Origin of the sequence: Carnobacterium maltaromaticum DSM 20342, assembly GCF_000744945.1 — a bacterium.
In the GTDB taxonomy this organism is placed as follows: domain Bacteria; phylum Bacillota; class Bacilli; order Lactobacillales; family Carnobacteriaceae; genus Carnobacterium; species Carnobacterium maltaromaticum.
On sequence record NZ_JQMX01000001.1, the window covers coordinates 1482873 to 1497823 of the forward strand.

13 protein-coding genes are annotated in these 14951 nt (G+C 35.3%); 3 read left to right on the top strand and 10 right to left on the bottom strand.

The window, feature by feature from the left end; translation table 11 throughout:
* Nucleotides 1-32 precede the first annotated feature (32 nt).
* The 9 genes from BR77_RS07185 to BR77_RS07225 form a co-directional block, all read right to left on the bottom strand.
* Nucleotides 33-1490 carry a flotillin family protein gene (locus BR77_RS07185; protein WP_010054372.1) on the bottom strand — a complete coding sequence of 486 codons (1458 nt, stop codon included), beginning with the start codon at nucleotides 1488-1490 and terminating at the stop codon, nucleotides 33-35.
* 21 nt (nucleotides 1491-1511) lie between these two features.
* A complete protein-coding gene (locus tag BR77_RS07190; RefSeq protein WP_015075710.1) occupies nucleotides 1512-2027 on the bottom strand; it encodes an NfeD family protein in 516 nt (171 codons plus the stop codon).
* A gap of 139 nt (nucleotides 2028-2166) precedes the next feature.
* Entirely contained in the window at nucleotides 2167-2694 is a 528-nt protein-coding gene (locus BR77_RS07195; protein WP_015075709.1) for a P-loop NTPase family protein, read from the bottom strand.
* Between the two features lie 118 nt (nucleotides 2695-2812).
* Nucleotides 2813-6118: an FtsX-like permease family protein gene (locus BR77_RS07200; RefSeq protein ID WP_015075708.1), complete on the bottom strand. Its 3306-nt coding sequence runs from the start codon at nucleotides 6116-6118 to the stop codon at nucleotides 2813-2815.
* Between the two features lie 18 nt (nucleotides 6119-6136).
* A complete protein-coding gene (locus tag BR77_RS07205) occupies nucleotides 6137-6838 on the bottom strand; it encodes an ABC transporter ATP-binding protein (RefSeq protein ID WP_010054366.1) in 702 nt (233 codons plus the stop codon).
* A 287-nt stretch (nucleotides 6839-7125) separates the two neighbouring features.
* Entirely contained in the window at nucleotides 7126-7602 is a 477-nt protein-coding gene (locus BR77_RS07210) for a hypothetical protein (protein WP_015075707.1), read from the bottom strand.
* Nucleotides 7603-7806: 204 nt separating this feature from the next.
* Nucleotides 7807-8145: a DUF1801 domain-containing protein gene (locus BR77_RS07215; RefSeq protein WP_010054365.1), complete on the bottom strand. Its 339-nt coding sequence runs from the start codon at nucleotides 8143-8145 to the stop codon at nucleotides 7807-7809.
* 173 nt (nucleotides 8146-8318) lie between these two features.
* Entirely contained in the window at nucleotides 8319-9707 is a 1389-nt protein-coding gene (locus BR77_RS07220; protein ID WP_015075706.1) for an APC family permease, read from the bottom strand.
* Between the two features lie 126 nt (nucleotides 9708-9833).
* On the bottom strand, nucleotides 9834-10685 hold the full coding sequence (locus BR77_RS07225) for a GRP family sugar transporter (protein ID WP_015075705.1): 852 nt from the start codon (nucleotides 10683-10685) through the stop codon (nucleotides 9834-9836).
* A 187-nt stretch (nucleotides 10686-10872) separates the two neighbouring features.
* Between BR77_RS07225 and BR77_RS07230 the strand changes: the two genes are divergently transcribed.
* Nucleotides 10873-12138, top strand: a complete 1266-nt coding sequence (locus BR77_RS07230; RefSeq protein WP_015075704.1) for a BaiN/RdsA family NAD(P)/FAD-dependent oxidoreductase — start codon at nucleotides 10873-10875, stop codon at nucleotides 12136-12138.
* Between the two features lie 212 nt (nucleotides 12139-12350).
* Nucleotides 12351-13160, top strand: coding sequence for a GNAT family N-acetyltransferase (locus BR77_RS07240; RefSeq protein WP_035064435.1), 810 nt, complete (start codon nucleotides 12351-12353; stop codon nucleotides 13158-13160).
* A gap of 76 nt (nucleotides 13161-13236) precedes the next feature.
* Here the strand turns inward: BR77_RS07240 and ybaK are convergent, their stop codons facing one another.
* Nucleotides 13237-13731, bottom strand: a complete 495-nt coding sequence (ybaK, locus tag BR77_RS07245) for a Cys-tRNA(Pro) deacylase (RefSeq protein WP_010054355.1) — start codon at nucleotides 13729-13731, stop codon at nucleotides 13237-13239.
* Nucleotides 13732-13876: 145 nt separating this feature from the next.
* Between ybaK and BR77_RS07250 the strand changes: the two genes are divergently transcribed.
* The gene (locus BR77_RS07250; RefSeq protein ID WP_015075700.1) at nucleotides 13877-14920 is read left to right on the top strand and encodes a tagatose 1,6-diphosphate aldolase; all 1044 of its coding nucleotides are present in this window, start codon (nucleotides 13877-13879) and stop codon (nucleotides 14918-14920) included.
* The last annotated feature ends 31 nt before the right edge of the window (nucleotides 14921-14951 follow it).

Genomic DNA, 14951 nt, shown 5'->3' on the forward strand with positions numbered 1-14951 from the left:
CTAAAACTCATTTTAGAGCTTTAGGTTATTTTTTATTTATCTTGGTGAATGTCTTGATGAATCGTTTGAGGCGCTTTTGTTACAAATTTTTCAATCAAATCTTTAACATCTAAGCCAGTTGTTTCTTTTAAAGTTTCTTGTGAAGTCGCTAATAAATTCGTTGCATAATTGGCGACTCGATTTGCGCCACTTCCACTACCTTCACCTTGACCATTATCAATAACTGTAATTTTTTCAATATTCCCCATTGGTTGAGCCGCTTCTTTTACCATATTTGGTAACATTTCAACTACCATAGATAGAATAGCTGCTTCACCATATTGTTTAAAGGCTTCAGCAATCTTGGCTTTTGCCTCAGCATCTGCCTGTCCTTTTGCTAAAATAGCATCAGCGATTGCTTGTCCTTCTAAACGAACTTGGTTAGCATTGGCTGTTGCCATAGCTTCAACCCGGAATTGATCCGCTTCAGCTTCAGCAACTTCTCTAGCTTTGTTAGCTAAGGCTTCCTGTTCTTTCGCATAACGATCAGCATCGGCTTTTTTCTTCACTTCTGAATCGTATTGTTTCTCACGACGCGTAATTTCTTTTTCTTCTAATTCAATTTGTTTTTGACGCTCAATAATTTTAACCGTCATTTCTTCTTCTGTAACTTTTTGTTGAGCTTTAGCACTTTCTAAACCGTAAGCTTGATCTGCTTGGGCCTTCGCAATATCTTGCTCTTGCTTGTAAGCTGCTAGTTTCAATTCTTTTTCTTTTAAGGCCTCTGCTACTTCTGTTTCACGTTCTAATTCTGATTTTTTCGAGTTCTTTTCAGCTTCGGCACGTTTAATTCTAGTTTCTTTGTCTGCTTCAGCAATTGCAATATCAGCATCACGCTTCACTTGAGCAATCCGAGGTTTACCTAATGAATCTAAGTAGCCATTTTTATCTTTTACTTCTTTAATTGTAAAGGAAACAATAATTAAACCCATTTTTGCCAAATCAACACTGGCAACTTCTTGAACACTTTGGCTAAATTTATCTCGATTTTGATAGATTTCTTCAACTGTCATTGAGCCTAAGATTGACCGCAGATGACCTTCTAAAACCTCACGAGCTTCATTTTCTAATTCGTCTCTGGTTTTACTTAAAAATTGTTCAGCTGCTGTTGCAATTTCTTCAACAGAAGAGCCAATTTTAATAATGGATGTTCCATCAGCCATAACCGGAACACCTTGCTCTGTATAAACTTCTGGTGTTGATACATCTAACTTGCTTGATAATAAACTTAAACGATTAGAACGTTGGAAAACAGGTAACACAAAGGCTCCCCCACCACGAACAATTTTAATTTTATTACCAGAATCATCTTTAAATACATTTTTTACACCTAAATAACTTCCACTGATAATTAAAGCTTCATCAGGATTAGCTGTTTGATACTTTGAAATAAAAATTACTAAACACATTAATACAACAAAAACACACAAACCAATTACCAAATACGACATTTTCCCCCAACCTCTCTTTTTTTAAAATGCTTCTTCGTAAGGAACTACATACGCAACACGTTCCTTAATCTCAATCACTAAAACTTTTTCTCCCGCTTTGATTGCCTGGCCTGCCTGATAACGACTAGCTGGTCTGGTACTTGAACCGGTCACACTCTTTAAACTAATTTCTCCCATACCTTTTTCCGGGATTGGTGTTACAACAATTCCAATTCGTCCTTCCATATCTTTTTCAGATGTGGATAAGGTGGATTCGGCATCTCGCATTGGCACAACTAAATAAAAATTCAATAAAAAAATAATTATTGTTGAAATTACTAGACTCACTAATAAAATCCAAGCGCTTCCAAATCCAGTATGAGCTTCCCCTAAGTAACCGAACAATGAAGTAAAGGCAAAGAAGGGCACAATTAAAACTGGATCAATGGGTCCATCAAAATCAATAATATCACCAATAAAAAAAGTGATTACCGCCAAAATAGCCGTCACAATTAAAATATAGAAGTAAACCGTTTCATAGGTCGTTCCCCATAGCATCTTCTTCACTTCCTCTCATTAACTATATTGTAGCAATAATCCTTTATAATTGGTATCCTTTTCGTAAGTAAATTTGTTTGTCCAGCTTTTAAATAACGAAAACAATCTCATTTATTTATCAAAAAAATTTGCCTATTGTCTATGTTTTATCACTTTTAGAACTAGGTAAATTTTCAATAAAAAAGTTCACTTCTTTTTTCGAACGAAGGACAATTAAAGTTTGTTCTGGCTTCAAACCTTTTAATTTTTCAATTAAACTAGGACGAACTTTTTTAGAAAATGTCCAAACAAACTTGAGAAATTCCGTATCCAGTTGCTCTACACATCCAGGACTCATATCCACTCGAACTCGACCATAATTTTGAAAATAGCGTTTAAAAATGCGTGGAAAATAAAGACGGCGTGGAACGTCTAAGAAAATAATCGCATCTGCTTTTTCTATCCGGATTTCTAAAGAATGATTAAAATTCCCATCAATAATCCATTCCTCTTTTTTTACAATTTCTTGTAGTTTTTCAGTAAATGCTTCTTGAGAAATAGATTTCCACCCTGCCTGCCAAAAAAGCTGATCCAAATGATACAAAGGCAGATTTAGAATAGGAGCAATTTTTCTTGCTAGGGTTGATTTCCCTGAACCAGATGGTCCTATGACAATAATTTTTTTCATTACAATCCTCCTCTTAAACACACTAAATAGATATTTTATCAAAAACTCTACTATTCTACTAGCGTCAAAAAGTCTCTAAAACCAATTTTAATGGTTTTAGAGACTTTTTAAGTTAGAATTAATCCACTGATTTTAATGCTTCAATCATGTCGATTTTCTTCAATTTAACATGCATAGCAATCATCACAATACCTGAGAAAAGTAACGTAAGTATCGCTGAATACAAGTAACTTAGGGTCTTAATAGTTGGACTAAACATCATGATATCTACCTCAGCTGTTGCTAAGACAAAGCCATGTAAAACAACACCTAAGCCTAAACCGACAACAATTCCCATCAAGGTTAAAATAATATTCTCACGATAAATATAAAGACTGACTTCCCCATCATAAAAACCTAATACTTTAATAGTTGATAGCTCACGAATTCGTTCTGAAACATTGATATTGGTTAAATTATATAATACAACAAAGGCCAATAGCGCCGCTGAAATAATCAAGACAAGTGTCACAATATTTAAACTAGACATTGTGTCTTCAAAATTATCTCCAACTCGATTTACAAAAATCGTACTGGCAACTCTAGGATTAGCTGTTAATTTCTCACCAAAACTATTCTCCCACTTGCTGCTTTCATTAAATGTTAAAAGCTGTGAATTAAAGACTACGGGTGTCTTAAAAATCTCTTCATAATAAGTCGGATTCATATAAATACTGTGACCCGCATAGTTTTCGGTAATCCCTTTAACGACTAATTTATACTTTTGATTGTCAGTATTTGTAATTTCAAAGGTTTTCCCTGGTTCCAAATCAAACAGCTTGGCTAATTTTTCAGTAACTAAAACTCCATTAGCCGGAATGGTATATTTTTCACCTGTTTTACGGTTCTGTAATCCTACAAATTTATCAAAATCTTTTGTAGTTTCAGGAACAAAGATAGCGGCTTCTTGTGTATTTACACCTTTTTTAGCCACTTTAAAATTTTCTTGTCTCACATTCAATGTTCCAGTTATTTCTGGTGTGCCTTGAATTAATTTAGCATAACTTTCCTCATCCGCTTTGGAAGCTTCTGGATTGAAAGCAACTACTGCTTGATAGCGCATAATTTTACCATACTGTAATCCAGCAATATCTGCAATTGAATTTTTCAAGCCAAAACCAGTTAAAATTAATGCTGTACACCCAGCCACTCCTAAAACCGTCATTAACATCCGCTGTTTATAACGAAATAAGTTTCTAGCTGTCACTTTTTGATTAAATCCAAATCGATTCCAAATAAACGGAATTCGTTCTAATAAAATTCTTTTTCCACTTTTCGGTGCTTTTGGACGCATCAGTTCGGCAGCATTACTTTTTAGTTCAACCCACGTAACAACGATCGCTGAAATGACCGTACATAGTAAGGCTACAACTAATGAAATCAGCGCATAACTTACATAGTAGGTAATTCGGATATCTGGTAAATTATACAACGCACCGTATGCATTAAAGATAATCGTTGGGAATAATTGATAACCAATAAATAATCCTACAATAGTTGCACTAACGCTCGCCAACAAAGCATAAATGATAAATTTCATCGCTATATTGCCATTTGTATAACCTAAGGCTTTTAATGTCCCGATTTGTAATCGTTGCTCTTCCACCATTCTTGTCATAGTTGTTAAACTAACAAGCGCAGCAATTAAGAAAAAGAAGACGGGAAATACTTGAGCAATGGCCGAGATTCTCGTTGCATTATCGCTAAATTCTTCATAGCCAGGATTCGTGGTTCGATCTAGAACAAAGTACTCTGGCTCTTTTAAATCAGCTAATTGTTTTTTTGCATCCGCTATTTCTTGTTCGCCTTTAGCAATTTCTTTTTCACCATCGGCTTTTTTAGTTGCAAATTCTGTTGTTGCATCTTTAAAACTAGCTTGACCAGCATCTAATTCACTACGAGAACTTGCGAGTTGTGCCTCACCATTAACTCTTTCTGTCTCTAATTGAGCTTTCCCACTAGCTAGAGCTTCTTCGCCAGCCACTAAGTCCGATTTTGCTGCTTCTAAGGTGCTTCTACCATTTGCTAGTTCTTGTTCTTTTTGCTGCAACTGACTTTCGGCAGCAACTAATTCAGCAGATGAGGCAGCTAGTTTTTGATTCAATCCGTTAATTGCTCCTTGAACTTGTTCAATCGGTACGACTCCTGCAAAATAGCCTGTCAGAACTTGCCCCATAGCTGGATCAATTGTATTGCCAGCTTGAATGAGACTCTGTTGAGTTGTTGTAGGAACCTGTTGAATTGGTACTCCCATGGCTTGGTTCACAGCAGCAACAAAATCGCGACCTTGATTGATCCCAGTTTCAGCCGCAACTTTTTTTGTTTGAAATTCTTCTTTGGCTGCATTAAGTTGTGCTTCGCCATCTGAAAGAGTCGCTTCATTTCTAGCTATCTCACTTTTTCCTGTATCAATCTTTGTTTGATTCTCATCAATGCTCGCTTGAGCTTTAGCTAATTCTGTTTGTAGTTGGTTCACACCTGCAGTATAAGCAGCTTCGCCATCAGCTAGCTTTTGTTCAGCCGTAGCTAATTGCTGTTCACCATCACTAATAGCTGCCTTAGCATCAGCTATTTTCTTTTCACCTTCAGCTATTTTTTCTTCGCCTTTGGTTTTGATTTCAGCTAACCGTTTTTCTGGTTGATTTGCTAAAGCCTTTTCGACTATTTTGTTATTTTTCTCAATCGTATCTTCATATTCTGTTGAATAGGCCTGTAATTTTTTTGTATTTTGGAAGGTTAAATACGCTTCTGTATAATAGTCCAATGAAAAATCATTCTCTGGAATAACGGCAAAACCATCAGCTGTGCCTTTTCCAATTGAGCTAGTACCTCGCGTCAACGTTTCAATATACATCGGGCTATTAACAAATCCAGTAACTTTATACGTCAATTCTTTGAAACTGTCCTTTAAATCAGTTGTTGTCCCCTCTGAAGTAAAGGTAATTTCATCACCTATTTTAAAATTATTTTTTAATTTCGCTACATTATCTAAGGCAATTTCACCAGATTTTTCAGGTAATCTACCTTCGATAACTCGATACTGGTTTAGTGAATTTTGTTCAGGCAGTGACATTACTTTTGCGACAATTCCTGAATTTCCTAGAAAAACATCCTGTGTATAACTTGGCAGGATTTCAGTTCCTTTAAGCTTTTTTAAGATGCTTATATCCTCTTTATCTAGGCCGTAAGTGGAAAGAACTTTGCTGTCCATCAACGATTTCTCTTTAAAATAGTGGTCCGCTGTATCAATCATATTTGGACCTGTCGCTTTGATTCCTGAGAAGAACCCGACTCCTAATGTAATAATCGCAAAAATAGATAAGAAACGTGCTTTAGTCCGCCAAATTTCTCTAAATATATCTTTGTAAAGTGCTCCTTTTTTCATCTTAATTTCTCAGCTCCTTTACCATTCAATCTCACTAACCGAGAGTGGATTTTCATTTAGTGTCACTTTTCGTACTTTGGCATTATTAATCTCAATCACACGGTTTGCCATTGGAGCAATCGCTGAATTATGGGTAATTACAATGACTGTTGTGCCTGTATTTAAACAAGTATCTTGTAACAGTTTTAAGACTTGCTTCCCAGTTTCATAATCGAGTGCCCCAGTTGGTTCATCACACAATAATAATTTAGGTTGTTTCGCCAATGCACGAGCAATTGCTACCCGTTGCTGCTCTCCGCCAGATAATTGCGCTGGAAAATTATTTAAACGCTCGCCTAAGCCAACTTCTCTAAGCACCATTTCAGCATCTAGCGCATGAGGTGAGATTTGAGCGGCTAGCTCAACATTTTCTTTGGTCGTTAAATTAGGAACTAAGTTATAAAATTGAAAAACAAAGCCAACATCATTACGACGATAACCTGTTAATTGTTTTTTTGTAAATTTTGCAATATCAATATTATCGACTAAGACTTGCCCTTCATCAGCATTATCCATCCCACCTAAAATATTTAAAACAGTGGATTTACCTGCTCCACTAGGTCCAATAATGACAGCAAATTCCCCTTTTTCAATATCAAAGCTGATGCCATCATTGGCGATAATTTCTGAATCTCCCATTTGGTATCGTTTATATTCATCTTTTATACTGACATATGCCATTTTATACACCTTACTTTCTAAATCCCCTAAGAATTTTTATATCTATCTATTTTACCATAAAAAAAGAAGCTGGGGCGTTTTTTATTGGTTATCTGATTCAGACTAGCTAGTTATTTCTACAGATTTTAAAGAAGCAGAAACGAAAAACAAGGACCTGTTCAGTATAACTGACAAGTCCTTGTTTTTATTACTTGGTTAAGCAAATAGCTTATTTAGCGTTTCTGTATGAGTAAAATAAAGCAGATAGAAAAGAAATAATCTACAAATCTTTTTATCTATCTTAATCTTCACCAGTTTTGCATGACTAAAATCCCCGAATAAGTAGCCACATATCTTCCATTTGAATAGGATATAGTCCTCAAACTCAAATTGCCAGCATACCAACGCTTTACACTATTATTATATTGAGAATAGTAAGTTTCTGTTGGAAAGTTGCTATTATTTCTCGCTAAGGTAATTGTCTTAAAATCCGTTAATGCTCTGGTACTTACATTCCTATCGACAGTTGAATATTCTGTTCCTTCTGTATATTTTTTATCAAGTTTTAAAATACTATTATCGTTTAATTTAATTTCAATAGTTCCCACTTTTTCTTGTTCTTCTATTTTTTTAGATTCTATTTTTTCTGGTCCTAAGTTGGAGTAAAAGACAGTTTCTTTTTTGATATTACCTGGACCAAGATTTGAATATTCTGCTGCTTTTGCACTTACCGGGATAAATAATAAAACCAATATAGCCAGAGTGACTCCTGATATTCTTTTCATTTTAACAACCCCTTATTATATTTTTTTTATCAAATGCATCTGATGGTTTTATTATATATTAAATAAATTTAAAACACAACTGTTTTTATATAATAACAACTAAAAAAAGAAAACGTTCACATTTTTGTACGAAAAACAAGGACCTGTGCAGCATAACTGACAAATCCTTGTTTTTATTACTTTGTTAAGCAGATAACTTAAATTCTAAAGGCTATTTACTGCTTCTGCTAACAATTTAGACAACAAATCAAAATCAACTTTTTGACCTTCACTTATTTTAATCCATCTTCGTTCTTTAGGTCCTGCAAACTCTTTAGGAAACTCAATATTTTCAGTGTTCATAATCATAAAAGTAATTGCATCTTTACTTGGAGATATGACTGCTGCATAATGACCATCTTTTAAAAAGTGAGGTTTTTTGTATTGAATTCTCTCTTCAATATCAGGAACTGTTGAGTGAACGAGCTCTCTTAACTCATTTACTAAAGTAATTTTCCAAGGACTATCCAGCTCATTAATAAAATTAGTTACTTCTGGGTTCAACTTAATTCCTCTTTTCTAAATGCTGAATTTTAAGGTTTTCTATCTCCAAATTTACAGTTATCACTGTTATTTGTCAATAAATAAGCACTTATTCTAACTATAAATAACAGTATTTTGATAAAAAACACGCTAGAATTCTATTTACTAGATTCTAACGTGTTTTTTAAACCCTATTATTCTTTATTTTTCCCTAATTCACTATTCCGATATCCATATAAGAAATAAATAGCTAAACCTAAAACTAACCAAATTCCAAAGACAATCCAAGTCGATAATTCAAGCTGAATCATTAAATAGAAACAAACGAGCATTGAAACAATTGGAAACACTGGTACAAATGGAACTTTAAATTCATTGATCTTTGGATCTCCAAAATCTTTCCTTAACTTAATAATTCCTGCTGCAATAATCGCAAAGGCCATCAAGGTCACAATATTGGTTAGTTGAGCTAAATTTTCTAAAGGCACAAGACCTGACAGAATAGCTGAAGTTATCCCAATCACTAAAGTCGCATTTTTTGGTGTCTTGGTTTTTGAATCGACTTTACTTAGCCCTTTAGGCAACAAACCATCTCTACCAATCGCATAAATCATTCGAGTTAACCCATACATCATTGAAATTAAAACGGTTAGTAATGTTAAAATAGCCCCGACTGAAATCAAACCTGCTACAAAATTTTGATCGATAAAACGCATAGCAAACGCAACTGGATCTTTGACATTTAAGTTACTAAAAGGCACCATGCCAGTTAAAACTAAGGTAACTCCGATATATAAAATCGTCGCGATAGCTAATGAACCTATAATTCCCCGTGGAATATCGCGCTGCGGGTTTTCAACTTCTTCGGCGGCCATACTCACGGCATCAAAACCTAAGAAGGCAAAGAAAACAATTGCGGCCCCAGTTGTAATCCCAGCCATGCCAAATGGCGCAAATGGCGTCCAATTATCTGGTTTCACATAAAACACACCCACAACTAAAAATAAAATAACTAACGCAAATTTAATAATAACCATAATATTATTTAGTCTTAATGCTTTTTTTGCTCCTTGCATTACAACAAACATCACAATAAACGTGATACAAATTGCAATAACATCCACATAAGTTCCATTTTCGGCATTGTATGAAGCTCGTAGTGCATTTGGAAAGGGGATTCCTAAGCCATCTAAAAATCCATGTACATATCCTGACCAACCAGATGCTACAGATGCATTGGCTAACAAATATTCACAAACAACTAACCAACCTGTTATCCAACCAATCAGTTCACCAAAAATAGTATAAGCATAAGAGTATGCACCACCTGCAATTGGTACCCGTGAAGCAAACTCAGCATAACAAAGTGCTGAGAGTACGCATGAAAACGCGGCTATCGCAAACGATATAATTAAAGACGGTCCAGCATATTTAGCTGCTGCAGTTCCGGTAATTACAAAAATACCCGTTCCAACCATTGCTCCTAAACCTAATAAAATTAAATCCATTGTTTTTAATTCTTTTTTTAATTTTGACGAATGATGCGCTGTCGGGTCGAGCGGTTTTTTCCTCATATAATCCATTTTTATTCCTACCTTATTTTTAATTTAAACACTATCAATTCCATGGGTTTATCTACGAAAACCATGATAAGTTTACCATAAAAAACAAGGGAGATTCAGATTGTTAAAAAATCCTAATCTTTATTTTTAGGATTTAAGATATCCTAATAGTACACCACCAATAATAACCAAAATACAGCCCATTACTACATAACGAAATTCTCGTTTCGTTTTCTTTTCTCCTAATAACCAAATACTTCCTAGTGTCGAAATAATAATTCCTGTTTGTGACAAAGAAAAACTAACTGCAAGTCCGACATTCTTCATTGAAATCAACATAAATATATTTCCAACTGCCCATAATAAACCCGTAATTAAATTTCTCACAGTATATTTATTTAACACATCTTGCTTGACGGAGAATAAAATTCCACCTATTAGCATGCCTGCAGATTGCGGTAAAATAACTGCTAGCGCATCCACTCCTGCAGCGTTGACAATAATTGTATACAAAGCATAACCAACTGTTGAGATTGCAATTGCACGGTAGCCTTTATTTTTTTCGCCACTACCGTTACTCTCTCCACCATCACTTACAGCGGTAAATCTTGCCCCAACAATTAAAATCACTAATGCTAGAACACCTAAGGTTACATCACGACCCGATTTCCATTCATGAAAAAGTAACGCACCCGCCAATGTATTAGCAATTAATTGGCAGCCTGTTGAAATCGGTAAAGCACCAGAAACACCCATAAATTTCATACTTTGGAACTGTTGTTGTTGGCCTAATACCCAAAACAAACCAGAAAGTAAACCAGTAATCATAATCTTCATATCTATAACTGGCTGATAAAAAAGGTAGATGCCTATTGAAAAAATAAACGCACCAATTGTCATACCTAAAGTTTGATTATAGGCAGTACCGCCTACTTTATTACTAACTAACCCAATACTACCCCAGGCAATTGCCGGAATAAGTGCAATGATTATCTCCATGATACTCCTCTTTTCTATAAACAAGTTTTTACTTTCCTCATCCTAACAAAGAGAGCGTTCCCACTTCAAGCAGTATCCTCTAGAATGAACAAATTCTCATTAAAAATAAATCTCTTAGATTGCTTTTCCCATTTTTTATGATACATTATTAGAAGCAGTGATTCATTAATGGAAATGAGGATTTATTATGAAAACCTATACAGTTATTGTCATCGGTGGCGGTACAAGCGGTATGATGGCAGCTATTGCAGCAGCTGAAGAAGGCGCCAAAGTTTTGGTGATTGAAAAAAACAAAAAATTAGGACGAAAATTATTGGTGACTGGCGGCGGACGTTGTAATGTGACGAATAACCGCGATGCAGATGAAATCATTGCCCATATTCCTGGAAATGGTCGATTTTTATATAGCGCTTTTCATCAATTTGATAACTACGATATTATAAACTTTTTTGAATCGAACGGGGTGCGCTTGAAAGAGGAAGATCACGGGCGCATGTTTCCTGTAACAGATAAGTCTAAGACTATTTTAGAGGCCCTTATGGCCAAAATGGAACAATTGAATGTCACTATTTTAACGGATAATCCTGTTGCAACGGTTCTTTATGAGGATGGAGCAGTTAAAGGGGTTATTTTAGAAGACGGCGAGGAGATTCATGGCTCGGCGATTATTTTGTCGACTGGCGGGCGTGCAATGCCTCGAACGGGATCAACTGGTGATGGGTATAAATGGGCTAAGAAAGCTGGGCATACGTTAAAACCTCTTTACCCAACTGAAGCTCCGATTCTCTCTGATGAACCTTTTATTTTGGATAAAACATTACAAGGTCTCTCTTTAAGAGATGTTGCTTTGAGTGTTTTAAATAAGAAAGAAAAGAAAGTAATTACGCATCAAATGGATATGATTTTTACTCATTTTGGCGTGTCAGGTCCGGCTGCATTACGCTGTTCAATGTTTGTACACCAAACGATGGGTCGTGATAAATCGGATTTTGTTACGATGACTTTAGATGTTTTGCCAACGTTTAGTAGCGGTCAGCTTAATCAAAAGTTTCAGCAGTTGATTAAGAATGAGGGCGATAAAAGTCTTAAAAATGCCTTAAAAGGGCTGGTTCCAGAGCGTTATTTACTTTTTGCTTTTGATCGTCTAGGGCTTTTAGAAACGATGCCTTTAAAACAATGTACACCGGATCAAATTCAAGCATTGGCTGAATTTTTTAAGGATTTCCGCTTTACTGCTAATGGAACTCAACCTTTGGAAAAAGCTTTTGTTACTGGCGGTGGAATCAATACAAAGGAAATTAATCCTAAAACAATGGAAAGTAAATTAGCAAAAGGGTTGTATTTTACTGGTGAAATTTTAGATATTAACGGTTATACTGGTGGATACAATATCACAGCGGCATTTGTCACTGGAAGAATTGCTGGTATGCATGCAGGGAAACAAACAGATTGATATACATTTTTATCCAAAACGTAAGAAATTCAGGTTTATTGGGTTTCTTACATTTTTTTCATCTATTTTCTTGTATTGGCCAGTTCTTTTGTGCCAACTCCTCGAGAAAAAGATAAAAATTCGAGAGGACAAAAAACGTCCTATCAATTTTTCCTATTTTCTTGACGGAGCTAAACGGCACAACGAACTTTTTATTAAAGGAGTGATTAATTATGATGTTCAAAAGTTTTAATGAAGTTTCGCCAACTGCTAGAACTAAAGTTTGGAATAATGGTTTCTCAGATTATTTAGTTCCTATCAATATGACTGAGGTACAGTTAGATAACCGATTATCTAGTCTGTCGATTTCTGAAGAATTATCTAAAGTCTTCTTTATAGATAATCAACCTGCTGGGATTTATCTTCATGCTGAAGGAACTTTTTCTGATCAAAAAATAGCCTGGTTAGGTGGGATGGCTGTCGATTCAGCTTTTCGTAATCAGCAAGTTTCAGTTAAAATGTTAAGGGAATTTGAGCGCGTTGCTGTTGAACGTGGTACTTCTATTTTGTATCTTGAAGCGATTGACGGAAATGAACGGGCGATTTCTATTTATAAGAAATTTGGGTTCGCGCCTGTAAAAAAAGTTTTATTTCTAGAAAGCTCTACGAATTTCACTTCTGAAACTGATTATCAGCTGAAAAAAGTGGTGAGTCTAAAATCGATTGGTGTGAATCAGAGCTCAGATATTTTATGGCAAAATAAAGCCATTCATGGCTATGATTCTATAGGTATTTATGATCAGACAAAATTAATCGGTTATACGGTTGTTAGTTTACAAGGGAATCAATTAGTTATTCATCAACTAGAGTTAGATTCACCAAAATTACAAATAAAAGCTGCTTTAGCCTCACTACAAAAGCTTTATACTCCTAATAAGTGGATTGGAAGTAATCTAGTTGCTGATTCTCCCATAACAAAACTTTTAGTACAAAATGGCTTTAGTGAGAAGCTCTCACAACATCAGTATAGTAAGCAGCTCTAAATAGGCAATAAAAAGGCTGAGTAAACTAGAATGTTCTAGTTTACTCAGCCTTTTTACTCCCTCTTAAACATCCTACTCACACCTTATTTTCAGTAATATCCATAATTTTTAAATTAACGACCTTGGTTAAGTCTGCTGGATTAAGTGCTACCTGCATGCCACGTTTTCCCGCTGAAATGATGATTTCGTTTCTTTCTTGAGCTTCGCTTGCCAAAAAGGTTGGATAATTTTTCTTCATACCGATTGGAGAACAGCCTCCTCTAATATAACCAGTTGTTTCTTCAAGCTCTTTCATGGGCAACATCTCAATTTTTTTATTTCCACTTGCCTTGGCTAAAGCTTTTAAATTTAATTCTTCAGTACCTGGTAAACAAGCTATTGTAACTCCAGTTTTATCACCGATTGTGACAATTGTTTTATAAATACTCTCATTTGGTATGCCTAGCTCTTTAGCAACTGTTTTGGCATCTACATGATCTTCACTCCAAGGAAACTCATAAATTTCATAAGGTATCTTAGCTTTATCTAAAATACGGCAAGCATTTGTTTTGTGGATTTTTTTAGCTTTCATGTTCATTCCTTCTTTTCTTTAGTAGTCTTTCTTATAGTTTATCATAACTCTTTCTTTGGTAAAGGTTTTGTTTATCTAGCGTTTCATTTGTCTTTTAGAAATAGGAGGACTACAATTAATGAAACTGATATTGGAGGGATTTTTCATGACAAAGAAAAGAATTTCAAGAGGCAAGTTTGAAAAAATGCAACAATTATCTAACTCAAATGGCGTGATTGCTGCATTAGCAATTGATCAACGTGGTTCTATGAAAAAAATGATGGAACAAGCTGTGGGTTCAGAAAATTATACTATTGAAATGGTCTATGAATTCAAAGGGCTCGTTTCACAAGAACTAACTAAATATGTCAGTGCTATTTTGCTTGATGAAGAACTCGGTTTTAAAGGAATATCTGATAAAAATGAGCAAGCTGGTTTAATCTTATCTTATGAAAAAACAGGCTATGATGTGCATACACCTGGTCGCTTACCTGAGTTAATTCCTGAAATGTCAGCACAACGTTTAATTGCTAAAGGTGCTGATGCAGCGAAAGTTCTAGTCTACTTTAACCCCGATGAAGAGGATGAAATTATTCAAAAAAAATTGGGATTTCTAGAAAGACTTGGTGATGAAGCTCGGGCTGCTGATATTCCTGTTTTCGTTGAGCCTATCGTTTATGATAATGATATTACCGATGATCACAGTCCTGAGTTTGCAAAAATCAAACCGAAAAAAGTTATCGATACAATCAAAGAATTAACTAAAGATAAATATCATATCGATGTACTAAAAGTAGAAGTGCCTGTCCTTTTCAAGTATGTTGAAGGCTATACAGAAAATGGTGATCCGCAAGTTTATTCTCGAGATGAAGCGTTGGCTTACTTTAAAGAGGCTAGCGATGCAGCAACTCGGCCTTTTATCTATTTAAGCGCTGGCGTCCCTACCAAAACTTTTCAAACAGAACTAAGATTTGCTAAAGAGGCCGGTGCACAATATAGTGGAATTCTAGGTGGGAGAGCCACTTGGTTTGATGGGGTTTCAGCATATGCTCAAGGTGGGAAAACCGGTTTAATCCAATGGTTAGATACCACTGGGAAAAATAACGTTGAGACTTTGAATCGCATTTTAGCGGATGGTGCTGTTCCCTGGTATGACATCTATGGTGGTTTAGACAACATTGATGTCTTTGATTTAAATGTTGCTGATTAGCTTAGATGATGTAAAAGGCGTTCTCAATTTA

Bases quoted from the DNA above. Each gene is read 5' to 3' on its own strand.
- BR77_RS07250 (WP_015075700.1), top strand. From the start codon at position 13,877: ATGACAAAGAAAAGAATTTCAAGAGGCAAGTTTGAAAAAATGCAACAA.
- BR77_RS07200 (WP_015075708.1), bottom strand. From the start codon at position 6,118: ATGAAAAAAGGAGCACTTTACAAAGATATATTTAGAGAAATTTGGCGG.
- BR77_RS07240 (WP_035064435.1), top strand. From the start codon at position 12,351: ATGATGTTCAAAAGTTTTAATGAAGTTTCGCCAACTGCTAGAACTAAA.
- BR77_RS07220 (WP_015075706.1), bottom strand. From the start codon at position 9,707: ATGGATTATATGAGGAAAAAACCGCTCGACCCGACAGCGCATCATTCG.
- BR77_RS07185 (WP_010054372.1), bottom strand. From the start codon at position 1,490: ATGTCGTATTTGGTAATTGGTTTGTGTGTTTTTGTTGTATTAATGTGT.
- BR77_RS07230 (WP_015075704.1), top strand. From the start codon at position 10,873: ATGAAAACCTATACAGTTATTGTCATCGGTGGCGGTACAAGCGGTATG.
- BR77_RS07210 (WP_015075707.1), bottom strand. From the start codon at position 7,602: ATGAAAAGAATATCAGGAGTCACTCTGGCTATATTGGTTTTATTATTT.
- ybaK (WP_010054355.1), bottom strand. From the start codon at position 13,731: ATGAAAGCTAAAAAAATCCACAAAACAAATGCTTGCCGTATTTTAGAT.
- BR77_RS07195 (WP_015075709.1), bottom strand. From the start codon at position 2,694: ATGAAAAAAATTATTGTCATAGGACCATCTGGTTCAGGGAAATCAACC.
- BR77_RS07225 (WP_015075705.1), bottom strand. From the start codon at position 10,685: ATGGAGATAATCATTGCACTTATTCCGGCAATTGCCTGGGGTAGTATT.
- BR77_RS07190 (WP_015075710.1), bottom strand. From the start codon at position 2,027: ATGCTATGGGGAACGACCTATGAAACGGTTTACTTCTATATTTTAATT.
- BR77_RS07205 (WP_010054366.1), bottom strand. From the start codon at position 6,838: ATGGCATATGTCAGTATAAAAGATGAATATAAACGATACCAAATGGGA.